A 15,798-nucleotide genomic window follows, 5' to 3' on the forward strand; every position below is an offset into this window, starting at 1 on the left:
TGCGGACGGATTAATCGTGCAGTAAAAACGTATCGGCATCGCGCCATGCGGGGAAGGACTCGCGATAATCCTGCAACGCTTCCAGCGACAGTTCGGCCTGAATGATCATCGCTGAACCCGGCTCTGCGCGCGCCAGCTCTTCACCCTGCGGATTGATAATCAGGCTGTCGCCACTGTAATGATGGCCGTTGTCGTCATCGCCGACGCGGTTACATCCGGCCACGTAGGCCTGATTTTCTATGGCGCGGGCGGTGAGCAGTGTCTGCCAGTGATGGCTGCGTCGGGCAGGCCAGTTGGCGACGTAGAGCGCCAGATCGTAATCCTGTTTATTGCGCGACGCGACCGGGAAACGCAGGTCGTAGCAGACCTGCGGCAGGATCCGCCAGCCGCGCCATTCGACGATTTCACGGCGTTTACCGGGAACATAATAATTGTGCTCACCGGCCATGCGGAACAGGTGGCGCTTATCATAAAAATGGACGTTGCCCTGCGGTTCAACCAGCAGGAAACGGTTCACGGCGCCGTCGGTGGTGCTCAGCGCCACGCTGCCGCCAATCATTGCATTGAGTTTTTGCGCCCACTGTTGCAGCCACTGCACCACGCGAGACTGCGGCAGCGCGCTGCCCGGTGCCTGCATGGCAAAGCCGGTGGTGAACATTTCCGGCAGGACTATCAGATCCCGACCGGTCAGCGCACCGAGCAGGCTGTCGAAATGGGCAAGGTTAGCCTCGCCGTCCAGCCACACCAGCGGCTGTTGCAGTACGGACAGTTTTAAAGTTGACACAGGCGCTCCGAAGCCGCGTCCAGCGTGGCTTCCTGTTTGGCAAAGCACAGCCGGATCAGTTTATGTGGGAAAGGTGCGGCGCAGAATACCGACATCGGAATGGCCGCCACGCCCACATGTTCAGTCAGCCAGTGGCAGAATGCAACATCGTCAAGACTGGATACATCGCTGTAATCGACCAGAAGGAAATAGGTTCCCTGGCTCGGCAACACTTTCAGGCGGCTGTTCGCCAGCCCCTGCGCCAGACGGTCGCGTTTGGCCTGATAAAATGCCGGTAATTCCTGCCAGTGCTCCGGCGCTTCACGCAGCATATCTGCCAGCGCCAGCTGAACCGGGGTGGTGATCGAAAACGTCAGATACTGATGCACTTTGCGCAGTTCGGCGCTGATGACCGCCGGTGCGATGCAATACCCGACACGCCAGCCGGTCATGTGATAAGTCTTACCAAACGACGAAACCGCAATGGCGCGCTGACGCAGCTGCGGATGGCGCAGCACGCTGGCGTGACCTTCTGGTGCGAAGCAGATGTGCTCGTACACTTCGTCGCTGAGGACAAAAATGTGGCGATCGGCAATGACCTGCCAGAGTTGCTCGACGTCGCTGTCTTGCCAGACGGTCGCCGATGGATTGTGTGGGGTATTGATGATCACCAGTTTGGTGCGGTCGGTGACCTGATCGGCGAATTCCGCCCAGTTCACTTTGAATTCCGGCGGCTGGAGCTGGATGCGCTTCATCACGCCGCCTGCCAGTTCCACCGCAGGGGCGTAGCAGTCATAGCTCGGGTCGAAGGCAATCACTTCGTCACCTTTCGACACCAGCGCGGTAATCGCGATGTACAGGGATTCCGTCGCACCGGCAGTGATGGTGATGTCGGTATTGGCGTCGGGCGCGAAGCCGTAAATCTTTTCGGTTTTCGCGGCAATGGCTTCACGTAGCGGTGCAGTACCGGTCATCGGCGCGTACTGGTTCGATCCCTGACTGACGTGGTAAGCCAGACGCTCGCGCAGATACTCCGGGCCGTCGAAATCAGGAAAACCCTGCGAGAGATTAATGGCGTTATGTTTCTGCGCCAGAGCACTCATCTGAGTAAAAATCGTGGTGCCTAATGCGGGAAGTTTGCTTTGGGGGATCAGTGCGGCTGTGCTCATGGCGGGTCAATACTCCTGGACCGGTGCAGATAGCGATGTTGCTCACAATATAACACGATGTTAATATTTGGCAATCAAGACGCTTAGATGGCTAAATGCCAATTCAGTCTAGAACATATCAAATATTTATATATCGCGATTTTCACCTCGAAATCAGCCCATCAACGCACGGTTTTTCAGGAATACGATGACAGAAAATTTGCAACTGGGCGCGCTGCTGGCGGCCTGTCACTGGATTGGTCAGAAGGGCTGGAGCCCGGCGACCGGCGGCAATATGTCGGTGCGTTCGGGCGAAGAACATTGCCTTATCACCGAATCGGGCAAAGACAAAGGTTCGCTGACCGCAGAGGATTTCCTGCGGGTCGAACTGGCAAGCGGGCGGGCGCCGGAGGGGCGTCGTCCTTCGGCGGAAACCGGTCTGCATACCATGCTCTATTCCCTTGACCCGCAAATCGGCGCGGTGCTGCATACCCATTCGGTGAATTCGACGGTACTGTCGCGCGTGGAACGCAGCGGTACGCTGGTGCTGGAGGGCTACGAGATGCAGAAATCCCTCAGCGGCCAGACGACGCATTTGGATCGGGTGCTTATTCCTATTTTTGACAACAGCCAGGAAATTCCCGCGCTGGCTGATAAAATTATGGCTTCAACAGAGCACGCGCCATTGCAGTATGGTTTTCTGCTGCGTGGCCACGGGTTGACCTGCTGGGGCAAAGATGTAGCCGAGGCGCGTCGCCATCTGGAAGGGCTGGAATTCCTGTTCCAGTGTGAACTGCAACGTCGTCTGCTGGAGGCAAAATGATCCGCGCCATCGTCACTGATATTGAAGGCACTACCACTGACATTCGTTTCGTGCATCAGGTGTTATTTCCTTATGCACGTCAGCGTCTGGCCGAATTCCTGCGTCATGAGCACGAACAACCTGACGTCGCAGCCGCACTCGATGCCCTGCGTGCCGAAATCGACAGGCCGCAGGCCAGTATCGAAGCGCTGATCGAGCAGCTTTTCACTTATATGGATAACGACGTGAAATCGACGTCGCTGAAAGTGTTGCAGGGCATCATCTGGCGTACCGGCTATGAAAACGGAGATTTTCGCGGACATCTGTATGAGGACGTCGCGCCGCAGTTGCAGGCGTGGCATGAAGATGGCCTGAAGCTCTGCGTCTATTCTTCCGGTTCGGTGGATGCGCAAAAACTGCTGTTCGGTCATAGCGACGCGGGCGATTTAACGCCGCTGTTTAGCGGTTATTTCGATACCCGCGTGGGCGCCAAGCGCGAGACTGAATCGTATCAGAACATCGCCGAGCAACTGATTTTACCGCCACAGGATTTACTGTTTTTATCTGACATCCGTCAGGAACTCGACGCCGCGCGTTTAGCGGGCTGGCACACCTGTCAGCTGATCCGCGACGATGCCGATGATGTCAGCGATCACCTGCAAGTTAATCGTTTTGATCAGATAGCCTTAGAAACATTCTTATAAGAGGGTTGACCATGAGTGCATTGACGATTTTTAGTGACCAGGATCCTTCGGCCCCCGCCTGGGAAAGCCGCGACGGTGACGCAATTGCCACCGAACTGAACAAAATTGACGTGCGTTTCGAGCGCTGGCAGGCCGATCGTGATTTAGGCGAAAACCCGCAGCCGCAGGACGTGATCGCCGCCTATCAGCATGAAATCGACAAGCTGGTGGCAGAAAAGGGTTACCAGAGCTGGGACGTTATCAGCATGCGCCCTGACAACGAACAGCGTGAAGTACTGCGCACCAAATTCCTCTCCGAGCATACCCACGGCGAAGACGAAGTGCGTTTCTTCGTCGAAGGTGCCGGGCTGTTTTGCCTGCATCTCAACGGCAAGATTTACCAGATCCTGTGTGAGAAGAACGACCTGATTTCCGTTCCTGCCAATACCCGCCACTGGTTTGATATGGGCGGCTCTCCGTCGTTCACAGCGATACGCGTATTTGATAATCAGGAAGGGTGGGTGGCGCACTTTACGGGCGATAAAATCGCCGATGCATACCCGCGGTTGGGAGAGTGATGTTTTTGCCATTTGAAAGGCTTTAAACATTTTAAGGTTGAATTAGCGGCACAAAAAAACCACCCGAAGGTGGTTTTTTTGTGCCGGTCAGATAAGTAGTCTGGTAGCTGAACAGGCTGTTTTGCGTACTGCGCTGTCCAGACTGCCAGCAACACCGGAGCGTGCTTAGCGCGTGACTGTTTTGCCATATTCTGGCGAACGTGGGCCATACAGCAGGCTGTCAGTCTGCGTTGCACTCAGCAGGCGATAGCTGGTGAGCCCGGCAATATCATGACCTTTATCGGACATCGTGCTGGAGATTTGCTTCACTGCCGCCTGCACCAACATTCCGATGATGCCGCCGTTGTTGTTGCTGTTTTCATTGTCCGAGGCTGTGGCGTTGCCGGTCCATAACACTTTGCCATTACGCAAATCGACCAGTTTGGCATTCGCCGTCACGCGCGTTTCGCTGGAAACCACCATATAGGTGCTGCCATAGCTGGTGATATCAATGTACAGCGCAGCGTCCGCACCGAAGATCTCACGTAACTTCGCCGCGCTGACTGAACGGATATCTTCCGCCGACGTCATGCCGTTCTGCTTGAAGGTTTCTTCCACCACGGCAACCGGGAAAACATAGTAGCCGTCTTCCGCCAGCGGCGTGGTTACGGTGGAAAGCATACTGTGGCTGGCGTTGATGTCCGGTGAATGGTTTACCGGCGGCAGTACCAGAATCGATTTCGGCTTGCTCTCTTTAAACGCGGTGTAATCATATCCCGGTTTCTTTGCGCAGCCGGTCAGCACCAGCGTGAAGGCGACTGTCAATAATACGAATAAACGCTTCATTTAGTTTTCCCTTTATTCTTCAGCAAAAAGTCCATGTAAGTTGCTGATTCCGGGAACAGGCTTTTTTCAGTATTGAATTCCTGGAATGCTAAATCAGTATGGCCGGTGTTGGCATAAAGTAATCCCAGCTGGGCGTGCAGGCCCGGTGGAACCGCTTTATTCGTCGCACGGGATTTCTCAATCGATTCTTTCAGTGAGGCGATTTGCTCCTCAGGGCCAACTTTATCGCCCTGATAGTACTGGTATACCGTTGTTTGATAATTGTCCCAGTTATAGAGCGATTTATCCGCCTTTGTAGAACAGCCCGCTAATAATAACAGCAGGGTAATAAGTCCGCCTTTTACCAGCGTACTTTGGGTTTTGCTTAAGGTCATTTTATAACATCCGTATTATTAATGAGTCGGGCGCCATGCACCGCTTTCGATACCGTTAACCAGATTATTCACCGCTTCACGAATCGCTAAATCCAGCACTTTGCCGTTTAACGTCGAGTCATAGCTTGCAGTACCGCCGAAGCCGATAATTTCGCGGTTGGACAGGGAGTATTCGCCTGCGCCCTGAGAGGAATAAACCACTTCTGAGGTCTGAACATTCACCACGTTCAGGCTGACTTTTGCATAGGCAATTTGTTGCTTACCGCGACCAAGGATGCCCCACAGCTGGTTGTCGCCCACTTCTTTACGACCAAACTCGGTGACGTCACCGGTGATCACGTAGTTTGCGCCTTTCAGGGTCTGAGCCTGGCCTTTAATACCGGCTTCTTCTTTAATTTCGGCCATGTTGGTACGGTCTAACACATTGAAGCGGCCGGTCTGTTGCAGATCGGTAACCAGAATGGTTTTAGACTGATTCCCCAGACGATCAACACCGTCGGAGAAAATCCCGCTCATGTAGCTGGAACGGTTATCAAATTTACCGACTGAAATCGGGCTGCGTGGGCCGTTATATTGCGTGTTATAAGAAGCGACTTTCTGGACTTCCAGAGTACGCGAAGATTCTGTGGCACAGCCGGTTAATGTGCCTGCGGTAATCAATGCCGACAGAACCAAAACTGATTTCATCATGTTACTTTTCCTTGTCCATTTTATATATATTCAACGAAAGATAAACGTCCGTTAATTAATAAATAACTTAACTAAAATTTTGTGTTTTTTTACGTACAGGTATTTCACTTAAAGGCAGACACAATAAACGAATAGCCAATTTCTGTTGGATGCACGTGCTGAAATAGCCTCAGCGATGGCAGGCAATAAAAATAAAATGGCTAAGAATAATATTAACAGATAACCCCTTTCGGTTTCCTTACATTTGTACTGTTTTTTATCTATTGCATAAAAAAACAGCACCCTCCAGGTGCCGTTATATTGGATGAAAATTGTTTAGATCAGCGTCTGGTGGAAAATGCCTTCTTTCACCTGCTCCGGCGTTACCACGCCGATATCCAGCACCCATCCGCTGATCAATTCCGCCGGTGTCACATCAAACGCCGGGTTGTACACCTGCGCATCCACCGGTGCCCACTGAACGGAACCAAAGCTGCCGGAAACGCCGGTGACTTCGCGGGCATCGCGCTGTTCAATGGGAATGGCGGCACCGTCCGGGCAGTGCGGATCGTGCGTGGTATGTGGCGCGGCGACGTAGAACGGAATGCCGTGATATTTTGCCAGAACCGCCAGACTGTAAGTGCCGATTTTATTCGCCACGTCACCGTTGGCGGCGATGCGGTCAGCGCCGACCCAGATAGCATCGACCTGTTTTTGTGCCATCAGGCTTGCTGCCATTGAGTCACAAATCAGCTGATAAGGAATACCCAGCTCGCCAAGTTCCCAGGCGGTGAGACGTCCGCCCTGTAACAGCGGGCGGGTTTCATCCACCCAAACCTGCTGCACATGACCCTGTTCGTGCGCGCGACGGATCACGCCAATCGCGGTGCCGACGCCTGCGGTCGCCAGTCCGCCAGTGTTGCAGTGGGTCAGTAAGCGGCTGCCGGGCGTGACCAGTGTTGCGCCGTGCATCGCAATGCTTTCGCACAATGTGCGATCCTCATCAACCAGGCGCAACGCTTCTTCCACCAGCGCGGTAACGAAATCAGGTCGCTGCAAAGCGATTTTCATCCGGTCGAGATTATTCATCAGGTTCACCGCGGTCGGGCGCGAAGCGCGAAGCCTGTCCAGTGAATGATGCAGCGCATCCTGCGGCATACCATTTTCGGCCAGCAGTGCCAGAAGCAGGCTGGCGGATAAGCCAATCAGCGGCGCGCCCCGGACGCGCAGGCTGCGAATGTGATCCACCAGCTCACTGACGTCGCGACATTCGCGCCAGTCAGAACGCTGCGGCAGGGCCTGCTGATCGAGGATCCACAGCTGGTTTTCACGAATACGTAAACTGGTGGTTGTGAGGCTTTGCATGGTTGGTTAAATCCTTGTTGCCCGGTTGCATCTGATTACTTATTCTGCCAACATGTTTTATAGATGTATAGACGTCTAAACGCTTTTAAGGCTGAAAAAAGAATTCGAGAGGTCAGGATGTCGCGCTACTACACGTTTACCGCCGCAGATGCCGTTGAATATGCCCGCCAGTTTGGTGGCGTGGCGGATCCGCAATCCCTGGTGACCGCCGATGAAATCGGTGACGGAAACCTGAATCTGGTGTTCAAGATCCGCGATACGGCGGGGAAAAGCCGGGTGATCGTTAAACAGGCGTTGCCTTATGTACGCTGCGTGGGTGAATCCTGGCCGCTGACCTTAGACCGTGCCCGAATCGAAGCCGAAACCCTGATTATTCACGGAAAATATTGCCCGCAGCATACCGTTACCGTTTTGCATCACGATGCGGAACTGGCGGTGATGGTGCAGGAAGATTTATCGGATCATCAGATCTGGCGCAGCGAGCTGGTGCAGGGGAAATATTTCCCGCAGGCCGCCAGCCAGCTGGGGGAATATCTGGCGCAGACGCTGTTCCACACTTCCGATTTTTATCAGAACGCGCAGACCAAGAAAGCCGAGGTTTCGCGGTTCACCAACCCTGAACTGTGCCAGATCACTGAAGATCTGTTCTTCACCGATCCCTATGTCGATCACGAGCGCAATAACGTTGATCCGGTGTTGCTGCCGGAAGTGACTGCGCTGCGTGAAGATAAACCGCTGCGTCTGGCGGTGGCTTCACTGAAACATCGTTTCCTGAGTAAAGCCGAAGCACTGCTGCACGGCGATATTCACAGCGGCTCGATTTTTGTCGCCGAAGGGAAACTGAAAGCGATCGATGCCGAGTTCGGCTATTACGGACCGATCGGATTTGATCCCGGCTCTGCTATCGGTAACCTTCTGCTGAACTATTGCGGTCTGCCGGGGCTGGTGGGCGTGCGCGAGGCGGCGGACGGTCGTGAGCAACGTCTGAAAGATGTGCGCGAGCTGTGGCTGAGTTTCAGCGAACGTTTTCTGCAACTGGCGCGCGAAAAGTCACAGGATCCGGCACTGGCGGAACCGGGCTACGCGGAGATTTTCCTGCAAGAGGTTTGGCGCGATACGGTTGGCTACTGTGGTGCGGAGCTGATTCGCCGCACTATCGGGCTGGCGCACGTTGCCGATCTCGATGCCATCAAAGACGACGCGATGCGTGCCGATTGCCAGCGTCATGCCCTGAGCCTGGGTCAAAAGTTAATGATTACGGCATCACAAATTGACGACGTGGAGTCTCTCATCGCACGCATCCGTCAGTTCAGCTAATCCTGTGAGTTTCTTGTATAATGCACGCCTTCGAGGTGCGTAGGGGTAAACCCGGTGGCATTTCCTCGGTTTACTTTTAACAGGAATACAGAATTATGATGCACAACCATGTCTTACGCAGCGTCCGCTACATGCTGGATATGAGCGAAGGTCAACTGATTGAGATCCTCAAGACAACGGGCACGCCGGTCAGTCCTGACGTGATGTCCCGTTATCTGAAAAAAGAAGATGAAGAAGGTTATATGGAAGTGCCTGACGAAGTGATGGCAAATTTCCTGAATGGCCTGATTACTTTCAAACGTGGCAAAGACGATCGCTTCCCGGCGCCGGAAGTGGAAAAACGTCTGACCAATAACATCATGCTGAAAAAGCTGCGTGTGGCATTTGAGCTGAAAACCGAAGATTTGATCGCCGTGCTTAATGCGGCAGATTTCAAAGTCTCCGAAGGTGAACTGAGCGCGTTCTTCCGCAAAGAAGGCCACAAGAACTACCGTCCGTGCGGCGATCAGGTTCTGCGCTATTTCCTCAAAGGCCTGACTGCGAAAGTCCGTCCTAAAAAAAGCTGAGTATTGATGATTCAGCCGATAAATAATTAAATCGTATTTATCTAAATAATCTATTTACGGGGCGCCTTGAATAAAGGCGCCCCGTGTTACGTTTATTGGTTTTGTAAGTGCGAAATTTCGTTATAACAGTTTTACTTCACGTTTCCCCGGTTTGTTTTTTGACAGTTGATTCCTCTGGCTATTATCTTCATTTCTCGCCAAAACGCCTCTGGCTCTTATTTCTATAAAATAATACAGCTGAATTTAATTCAATGCTGATCGTTAATCTGGGTATAAGAAAAGGACATCAATATATGATGAAAATTAAGCCAATTGCCTTGTTGATTGGTCTTGCTGTGTCGGGTTCCGTGCTGGCTGCGGGTTCGTCCTCCAGCCTGGAAGCCCGTATGGCAGTGCTCGAGCAGCGTCTTCAGCAGGCGGAAGCGCGGGCAGATACGGCAGAGAAACAGATCCAACAGTTGAAAAAACAAGATGTACAACGCGAGCAGGAAATTGCCAGTGTGAAAGAAGCCACGCCGGTGGAAGTGAAATCTGACGGTATCTCGACCAGCAAACCATTAACGTTAAATGGCTTCGATAATTTGAAATTGTATGGCGACGTGGAATTTAACGTAGACGGCGCAAGCCGTACCGGTCAATTAATATCGGCTAAAAGCGGTGACGGGAATAAATGGGCGGGCAGCAATGAACGCTGGGATGTTAATGGCCGTTTGTTGATTGGTCTTGATGGTTACCGCCGTAATGACAACGGGCAATTCTCCGGTTTCTCGGTGCAGCCGACTGCGGATCTCAACGGTTCGACCAATGTCGATGATGCGGCATTCTTCTTCGGTGAAGAGAAAAACTGGATGGCGAAAATCGGCCGCTTCGAAGCGTACGATATGTTCCCGCTGAATCAGGATACCTTCATTGAATACTCCGGTAATACCGCCAACGATTTGTACGCTGATGGCTACGGCTATGTGTACATGATGAAAGAAGGGCGCGGACGTAGTGACAGCGGCGGTAATATTTTGCTGAACAAAAATATCGGCAACTGGTATTTCGAACTGAACACGTTGATGGAAAATGGCACCTCGCTGTTTGCCGATCAAAACTACCACGGCAACAAACTCGAACAGGATAAAAACGTCGCGTATCTGCGTCCGATCATTGCCTGGAAAGGGGATGCGTTCTCCATCGCGGCGGCAATGGAAACCAACGTCGTCAATAATGCTTACGGCTATAAGAACGATCAGGGTGAAACCATCGATCAGTCCAAACGTAACGGTTACGGTATGACGATGACGTGGAACGGTCAGAAAGCCGATCCGCAGGACGGCATTGTGGCGAACCTGAGTACGGCGTACATGGATGCTTCTGACGAGAAAGACTTTACCGTCGGCACCAACGCGCTGTGGAAGAACTTCGAACTGGGTTACATCTTCGCGCATAACCGCATAGAAGAATTTAATGCTAACGGCCTGCGCCCGATGGATAACGATAACGCCGGCGATGACTGGTTCAGTGAACCGGGTAGCTACGATATTCATACGATCCACGCGAGTTACCTGATCCCGAACGTGATGAACATGCAAAACTTCAACGTCTATCTGGGCGCGTATGTGTCAATGCTGGAAGCGGATAAACATTACAGCAACGATAACGACAGCGATCAAAGGTATGGCGGGCGTGTCCGCTTTAAATACTTCTTCTGATTGCCCGTCAGATTTCGTGGTGCCCCCTGCAACCCGATTTATTTAGGGTAATCCGGCGAAATGTTGAAAAAAAAGCCTGAGTGCGTAAACACTCAGGCTTTTTTGATCCGTTAATCTTTTGGATTACGCGGCTTCGGTATGACGCGGTTTCGCTTCATCCTTTTTTACGCTGGCTTCCTTTTGCTTCGGCTGGTGTGCGGCCAGTTCGTGAGGTTCGAATTCATCAACGTTGATAGAACGCAGACGGCTCTCTTCCGCGCGGCTGAGAATTCGCGCATCGTCGGCGCTCAGATGACCGGCATCCAGCCCTTTCTGCGCAAGAATATCCAGACGGGTGAACGGCAACTTTTTACCCATCGCGTCACACAGGCGTTTATGCACCGGTTCGGCAGCCAGAATATCTTCCAGCGCCTGCTCCAGCAAACCGACCGGGTTGTGCTCGCTTGGCGTCAGATACTGACCGCGACCTATGCGGCTGCGGGTCGCAGACGGTACCTGCAGAATACGCGCCAGCTCATGGTCCAGACGGTCGGACGGTGCCGCGTGCGTGCCGCCCAGCGGGAACACCACCAGACGCATCAAGCCTGCGATAAAGCGGTTCGGGAAGTTACGCAGCAAGTCGTCAATCGCCACTTCTGCCTGATGCAGACAATCCTGCACGCCCCAGTGAACCAGCGGTAAATCGGCTTCGTGACAACCTTCTTCATCAAAACGTTTCAGCGTGGCGGTCGCCAGATACATCTGGCTGAGGATATCGCCGAGGCGCGCCGAAATACGTTCACGACGTTTCAGGCTGCCGCCGAGCACGCCCATCGACACGTCAGCCAGCAGCGCCAGGTTGGCACTCAGACGGTTGATGTGTTGATAGTAGCGGGCGGTCGCGTCATTCACCGGCGTATCACTGGTGCGGCCACGGGTCAGGCCGAGCCAGAAACTGCGCATGGTGTTTCCGCCGACGTGGCCGAGATGTCCGAACAGTGCGCGGTCAAAATCAACCAGATCGTTTTTCTCTGCCGCCGCCATTTCGCGCAGAACGTAAGGATGGCAACGGATCGCGCCCTGACCGAAGATAATCATGCTGCGGGTGAGAATATTGGCACCTTCGACGGTAATCGCAATTGGCGCGCCCTGATAGGTTCGGGCCACAAAGTTGCTTTTACCGAGCATAATGCCTTTCCCGCCGGTGATATCCATCGCATCCATCACGGCGCGCTGGCCACGGTGCGTACAGTGGTATTTCACAATCGCCGACAGCACTGCCGGTTTTTCGCCAAGCATGATGCCGTTGGTGATAAGCGTCGCCGCAGCGTCCATCACATAAGCGTTACCCGCAATGCGCGCCAGCGGTTCTTCGATGCCTTCCATTTTGCCGATCGGCAGTTTGAACTGACGGCGGATATAGGCGTAAGCGCCGGTCGCCAGCGCCAGTGATTTCAGGCTGCCGGTTGAGTTGGAGGGCAGCGTAATGCCACGTCCAACCGACAAGCATTCCACCAGCATACGCCAGCCCTGACCGGACATTTTCGGGCCGCCGATGATGAAGTCAATTGGCACGAAAATGTCATTACCGCGCGTCGGGCCGTTCTGGAACGGGACGTTAAGCGGGAAGTGACGATGGCCGATTTCCACGCCTTTGGTATCAGTCGGGATCAGCGCACAGGTGATGCCCAGTTCGGTATCATTGCCGAGCAGGTGATCGGGATCTTTCAGTTTGAACGCCAGACCGAGCACGGTGGCAATCGGTGCGAGCGTGATGTAACGCTTGTTCCACGTCAGGCGCATGCCGAGCACTTCTTTGCCCTGCCACTGGCCTTTACAGACGATACCGAAATCGGGGATTGCACCGGCATCAGAACCGGCTTCAGGGCTGGTCAGCGCGAAACACGGAATTTCCAGACCTTCGGCCAGACGTGGCAGATAGTGATCTTTTTGTTCTTCAGTGCCGTAATGTTGCAGCAGTTCGCCCGGACCGAGGGAGTTCGGAACGCCGACGGTGATCGCCAGAATGCCGGACACACCTGCCAGTTTCTGTAAAACGCGCGCCTGAGCGTAAGCGGAGAATTCCAGACCGCCGTATTCTTTCTTAATGATCATCGCGAAGAAGCGATGTTCTTTCAGATACGCCCACAGCTCCGGCGGCAAATCGGCCAGTTCATGGGTTATCTCAAAATCATTCGCCATGCGGCAGGCTTCTTCCACCGGGCCGTCGATAAAGCGCTGCTCTTCTTCGGTCAGGCGTTGTTCCGGGTAATCCTGCAACTTTTTCCAGTCTGGCTTACCGCCAAACAGATCGCCTTCCCACCACGTCGTACCGGCTTCAATGGCTTCTTTTTCCGTGCGGGACATGGCGGGCATGACCTTACGGAAGGTGCGAAGCGCCGGTCCTGAGAATAATGCGCGACGTACGGCAGGGATGTTCAGTGGCAACAAAATGATCGCCAGCGGCAGCAACAGCCACAGCGTCCACAGGTTGATTGCGCCCATCACGGCGGTAAACGCCAGCAAAATCAGGCTGCTAATAGGAAGATTGACGCGGTGATAGAACAGCGCGCCCAGGATAACGACAAATGCAACAATGCTAAGAACCATCATAGTAAAGCTCCTGAGTAGTAGGAGGTCTGACCTGTTGTAGGGATATAATGGTTTTAGTCCATGCTCATTTCTTTATCAATGTGTTTACATACTAATTACAACACAGCTCACAAACCGGCCGCACGAAGCGTCAAAAATGGAAACTATCGGAATCATTACCGCTTCATTGCTTCTCGGCGATCCGCCGATCCGTTACACTGCACAGCGGAAAGTTTTATTGCTATCGGCCGCGTGTGACACGGCTGCAAATGGACATAAAAGAGGTTGCTATGTACCAGGGTATTATCCGTACTGAACTGAACGAAGCTGCTGAAACGCTGAATAAATTCATCAGCGATCCGGCAAATATTGAGTCTATTCAACGTGCAGCAGTACTGCTGGCCGATTCCTTTAAAGCGGGCGGGAAAGTGATTTCCTGCGGCAACGGCGGATCACACTGCGACGCTATGCACTTCGCGGAAGAACTGACGGGCCGTTACCGTGAAAACCGCCCCGGCTACCCGGCGATTGCGATTTCCGACGTCAGCCACATCTCTTGTGTCGGCAACGATTTCGGTTACGAATACATTTTCTCCCGCTATCTGGAAGCGGTAGGCCAGAAAGGTGACGTGCTGCTCGGCATCTCGACTTCAGGTAATTCCGGCAACGTGATTAAAGCCATCGAAGCTGCCCGCGCCAAAGGCATGAAAGTCATTACCCTGACCGGTAAAGACGGCGGTAAAATGGCCGGTTCTGCCGACGTGGAAATCCGCATTCCGCACTTTGGTTTTGCAGACCGTGTGCAGGAAATCCATATTAAAGTCATTCATATTTTAATTCTCTTGATCGAAAAAGAGATGGCGAAGGCGTAAGACCTTTGTTGTAAAGGAGGCGGGAGATGTGCGAATTGCTCGGGATGAGCGCTAACGTTCCTACTGATATTTGCTTTAGCTTCAGTGGATTAGTGCAGCGCGGTGGCGGGACAGGCCCGCATAAAGACGGTTGGGGCATTACCTTCTACGAGGGGAATGGCTGTCGTACTTTCAAAGATCCGTTGCCGAGTTTTAATTCGCCCATCGCCCGCCTTGTTCAGGAATACCCGATCAAATCCTGCGCGGTGATTTCCCATATTCGTCAGGCAAACCGTGGCGAAGTGGCGCTGGAAAATACCCATCCGTTTACCCGCGAACTGTGGGGCCGCAACTGGACTTATGCGCACAACGGTCAGCTGCGCGGTTATCGTCAGCTCGACACCGGTACGCTGCGCCCGATAGGTCAGACCGACAGCGAATACGCGTTTTGCTGGCTGCTGCACAAGCTGACGGAACGTTATCCGCGTCGGCCTGCGAGCTGGCCTGCGGTATTTCGCTTCATTGCGTCGCTGGCGGATGAGTTAAGGCAGAAAGGGGTGTTTAACATGCTGTTGTCGGACGGGCATTTTGTGATGGCCTATTGTTCGACAAATCTGTACTGGATCACGCGCCGCGCGCCGTTCGGCAAGGCCACGTTGTTGGATCAGGATGTAGAGATTGATTTTCAGCAGCAGACGACACCCAATGATGTCGTCACCGTGATTGCCACACAACCGCTGACTGCAAACGAAACCTGGAACAAGATTGCCCCAGGCGAGTTCGCGTTATTTCACCTGGGTGAACGCCAGCTGTGAGGACAGCGGGGTATTGGACAGCGGCTGAAGCACTTCATATTTACCGTCAGTTACCACCACGTTGGGTGCCTGATGGTGTTTCTCAAAGTACGCATATCCCGGCTGGAGCTGACGCCAGAAGTTAATGTAGCTTGAGTTTTTGTGCGCCTGCATGTTGGCATCAGTCATACGGAACGGATAAATACTGATTTGCATATTGCGCTGGCCGAACTGGAAAGCAGCCTGGACATAGGTGAAAATTTCATCCATGTAGCCGTCGGTCATCGCGTAGCAACCGATTGATTTACAGTTACCGTGGATCATCAGGTACTTGCCTGAGTAACCCTGGGAAATGTCATAGGCGTTCGGGAAACCGATATTGATCGCGCGATAAAAGCGGCTGTCTGGTTTCAGGTGGTGAATATCCACATTGTAGAAACCTTCCGGACTTTTGAAATCGCCTTCACGACGTTTATTTCCCAAACCACCAGAAAAGTCGCAGATGCCGTAGCTGCCGATCAGACGAAATTCGCCGTCGAGCTGCGCGTACATTTCGAGTTTACGTTCTTGCTTGAAAATCTGGATATATACCGGAGCGCCTAACAACTGCTTTTTAAGCGCAGCGTTGACCGGGACAGGTTCGCTGGCCACGGCGTAATTTGCTGTAAATAAAGGCAAACTGAGGAGCATCGCAAGGAACAGCGCGATTCTGATCATTCTAAATCCTGCTTAATAATAATTCTGATGTTTTGTCTCTCAGATGAAACCATCTTTAAGACCGCCACTGATTGATTC

General features: G+C 53.1%; 16 protein-coding genes. 8 read left to right on the forward strand and 8 right to left on the reverse strand.

Translation table 11 applies throughout. The annotated features are described in order from the left end of the window. Positions 1–10 precede the first annotated feature (10 nt). Positions 11–784 (reverse strand): amidohydrolase, encoded by a 774-nt coding sequence (locus tag I2123_RS06760; protein WP_112164739.1) that lies wholly within the window; start codon positions 782–784, stop codon positions 11–13. Continuing rightward, positions 772–1,932: a pyridoxal phosphate-dependent aminotransferase gene (locus I2123_RS06765; protein ID WP_112164740.1), complete on the reverse strand. Its 1,161-nt coding sequence runs from the start codon at positions 1,930–1,932 to the stop codon at positions 772–774. The genes I2123_RS06760 and I2123_RS06765 overlap by 13 nt, the downstream gene beginning before the upstream one ends. A 187-nt stretch (positions 1,933–2,119) precedes the next feature. On the opposite strand from I2123_RS06765, the gene I2123_RS06770 reads away from it, so the two are divergent. From I2123_RS06770 to I2123_RS06780, 3 genes are read left to right on the forward strand one after another with little or no spacing between them, the layout of a single operon-like run. After that, positions 2,120–2,734: a methylthioribulose 1-phosphate dehydratase gene (locus tag I2123_RS06770; RefSeq protein ID WP_112164741.1), complete on the forward strand. Its 615-nt coding sequence runs from the start codon at positions 2,120–2,122 to the stop codon at positions 2,732–2,734. Then, positions 2,731–3,417, forward strand: coding sequence for an acireductone synthase (gene mtnC / locus I2123_RS06775; RefSeq protein ID WP_112164742.1), 687 nt, complete (start codon positions 2,731–2,733; stop codon positions 3,415–3,417). Before I2123_RS06770 ends, mtnC begins: the two co-directional genes overlap by 4 nt. Positions 3,418–3,428: 11 nt before the next feature. Further along, entirely contained in the window at positions 3,429–3,974 is a 546-nt protein-coding gene (locus tag I2123_RS06780) for a 1,2-dihydroxy-3-keto-5-methylthiopentene dioxygenase (protein WP_213052043.1), read from the forward strand. Positions 3,975–4,139: 165 nt separating this feature from the next. Here the strand turns inward: I2123_RS06780 and I2123_RS06785 are convergent, their stop codons facing one another. The 4 genes from I2123_RS06785 to mtnA all read right to left on the reverse strand — a co-directional run bounded on the left by I2123_RS06785 (position 4,140) and on the right by mtnA (position 7,207). After that, complete coding sequence (locus I2123_RS06785) at positions 4,140–4,799, reverse strand: DUF799 domain-containing protein (RefSeq protein WP_112164744.1); 660 nt, start codon at positions 4,797–4,799, stop codon at positions 4,140–4,142. After that, complete coding sequence (locus tag I2123_RS06790; RefSeq protein ID WP_112164745.1) at positions 4,796–5,173, reverse strand: DUF4810 domain-containing protein; 378 nt, start codon at positions 5,171–5,173, stop codon at positions 4,796–4,798. Before I2123_RS06790 ends, I2123_RS06785 begins: the two co-directional genes overlap by 4 nt. Before the next feature lie 18 nt (positions 5,174–5,191). Further along, complete coding sequence (locus I2123_RS06795) at positions 5,192–5,863, reverse strand: CsgG/HfaB family protein (RefSeq protein ID WP_112164746.1); 672 nt, start codon at positions 5,861–5,863, stop codon at positions 5,192–5,194. A 315-nt stretch (positions 5,864–6,178) separates the two neighbouring features. After that, positions 6,179–7,207 carry an S-methyl-5-thioribose-1-phosphate isomerase gene (mtnA, locus tag I2123_RS06800; RefSeq protein WP_213052044.1) on the reverse strand — a complete coding sequence of 343 codons (1,029 nt, stop codon included), beginning with the start codon at positions 7,205–7,207 and terminating at the stop codon, positions 6,179–6,181. Between the two features lie 117 nt (positions 7,208–7,324). On the opposite strand from mtnA, the gene mtnK reads away from it, so the two are divergent. From mtnK to I2123_RS06815, 3 genes are all read left to right on the forward strand, one after another. Next, complete coding sequence (mtnK, locus tag I2123_RS06805; RefSeq protein WP_213052045.1) at positions 7,325–8,524, forward strand: S-methyl-5-thioribose kinase; 1,200 nt, start codon at positions 7,325–7,327, stop codon at positions 8,522–8,524. 95 nt (positions 8,525–8,619) lie between these two features. Beyond that, positions 8,620–9,090, forward strand: coding sequence for a YehS family protein (locus I2123_RS06810; protein WP_213052046.1), 471 nt, complete (start codon positions 8,620–8,622; stop codon positions 9,088–9,090). Between the two features lie 296 nt (positions 9,091–9,386). Then, complete coding sequence (locus tag I2123_RS06815) at positions 9,387–10,787, forward strand: carbohydrate porin (RefSeq protein WP_244207809.1); 1,401 nt, start codon at positions 9,387–9,389, stop codon at positions 10,785–10,787. Between the two features lie 123 nt (positions 10,788–10,910). Here the strand turns inward: I2123_RS06815 and fadE are convergent, their stop codons facing one another. Next, positions 10,911–13,379 carry an acyl-CoA dehydrogenase FadE gene (gene fadE, locus I2123_RS06820; RefSeq protein ID WP_213052047.1) on the reverse strand — a complete coding sequence of 823 codons (2,469 nt, stop codon included), beginning with the start codon at positions 13,377–13,379 and terminating at the stop codon, positions 10,911–10,913. A 269-nt stretch (positions 13,380–13,648) separates the two neighbouring features. Between fadE and lpcA the strand changes: the two genes are divergently transcribed. Next, a complete protein-coding gene (gene lpcA, locus I2123_RS06825) occupies positions 13,649–14,230 on the forward strand; it encodes a D-sedoheptulose 7-phosphate isomerase (RefSeq protein ID WP_213052048.1) in 582 nt (193 codons plus the stop codon). Between the two features lie 26 nt (positions 14,231–14,256). After that, positions 14,257–15,024 carry a class II glutamine amidotransferase gene (locus I2123_RS06830; protein ID WP_112164753.1) on the forward strand — a complete coding sequence of 256 codons (768 nt, stop codon included), beginning with the start codon at positions 14,257–14,259 and terminating at the stop codon, positions 15,022–15,024. Here the strand turns inward: I2123_RS06830 and dpaA are convergent. Then, the gene (gene dpaA / locus I2123_RS06835; RefSeq protein ID WP_112164754.1) at positions 14,995–15,720 is read right to left on the reverse strand and encodes a peptidoglycan meso-diaminopimelic acid protein amidase; all 726 of its coding nucleotides are present in this window, start codon (positions 15,718–15,720) and stop codon (positions 14,995–14,997) included. The two genes, I2123_RS06830 and dpaA, sit on opposite strands and share 30 nt — an antisense overlap. Positions 15,721–15,798: the final 78 nt, after the last annotated feature.

Origin of the sequence: Rahnella inusitata (assembly GCF_018288855.1) — a bacterium.
Classification (GTDB): domain Bacteria; phylum Pseudomonadota; class Gammaproteobacteria; order Enterobacterales; family Enterobacteriaceae; genus Rahnella; species Rahnella inusitata.

Bases quoted from the DNA above. Each gene is read 5' to 3' on its own strand.
- I2123_RS06765 (WP_112164740.1), bottom strand. From the start codon at position 1,932: ATGAGCACAGCCGCACTGATCCCCCAAAGCAAACTTCCCGCATTAGGC.
- I2123_RS06770 (WP_112164741.1), top strand. From the start codon at position 2,120: ATGACAGAAAATTTGCAACTGGGCGCGCTGCTGGCGGCCTGTCACTGG.
- mtnC (WP_112164742.1), top strand. From the start codon at position 2,731: ATGATCCGCGCCATCGTCACTGATATTGAAGGCACTACCACTGACATT.
- I2123_RS06780 (WP_213052043.1), top strand. From the start codon at position 3,429: ATGAGTGCATTGACGATTTTTAGTGACCAGGATCCTTCGGCCCCCGCC.
- I2123_RS06785 (WP_112164744.1), bottom strand. From the start codon at position 4,799: ATGAAGCGTTTATTCGTATTATTGACAGTCGCCTTCACGCTGGTGCTG.
- I2123_RS06790 (WP_112164745.1), bottom strand. From the start codon at position 5,173: ATGACCTTAAGCAAAACCCAAAGTACGCTGGTAAAAGGCGGACTTATT.
- I2123_RS06795 (WP_112164746.1), bottom strand. From the start codon at position 5,863: ATGATGAAATCAGTTTTGGTTCTGTCGGCATTGATTACCGCAGGCACA.
- mtnA (WP_213052044.1), bottom strand. From the start codon at position 7,207: ATGCAAAGCCTCACAACCACCAGTTTACGTATTCGTGAAAACCAGCTG.
- mtnK (WP_213052045.1), top strand. From the start codon at position 7,325: ATGTCGCGCTACTACACGTTTACCGCCGCAGATGCCGTTGAATATGCC.
- I2123_RS06810 (WP_213052046.1), top strand. From the start codon at position 8,620: ATGATGCACAACCATGTCTTACGCAGCGTCCGCTACATGCTGGATATG.
- I2123_RS06815 (WP_244207809.1), top strand. From the start codon at position 9,387: ATGAAAATTAAGCCAATTGCCTTGTTGATTGGTCTTGCTGTGTCGGGT.
- fadE (WP_213052047.1), bottom strand. From the start codon at position 13,379: ATGATGGTTCTTAGCATTGTTGCATTTGTCGTTATCCTGGGCGCGCTG.
- lpcA (WP_213052048.1), top strand. From the start codon at position 13,649: ATGTACCAGGGTATTATCCGTACTGAACTGAACGAAGCTGCTGAAACG.
- I2123_RS06830 (WP_112164753.1), top strand. From the start codon at position 14,257: ATGTGCGAATTGCTCGGGATGAGCGCTAACGTTCCTACTGATATTTGC.
- dpaA (WP_112164754.1), bottom strand. From the start codon at position 15,720: ATGATCAGAATCGCGCTGTTCCTTGCGATGCTCCTCAGTTTGCCTTTA.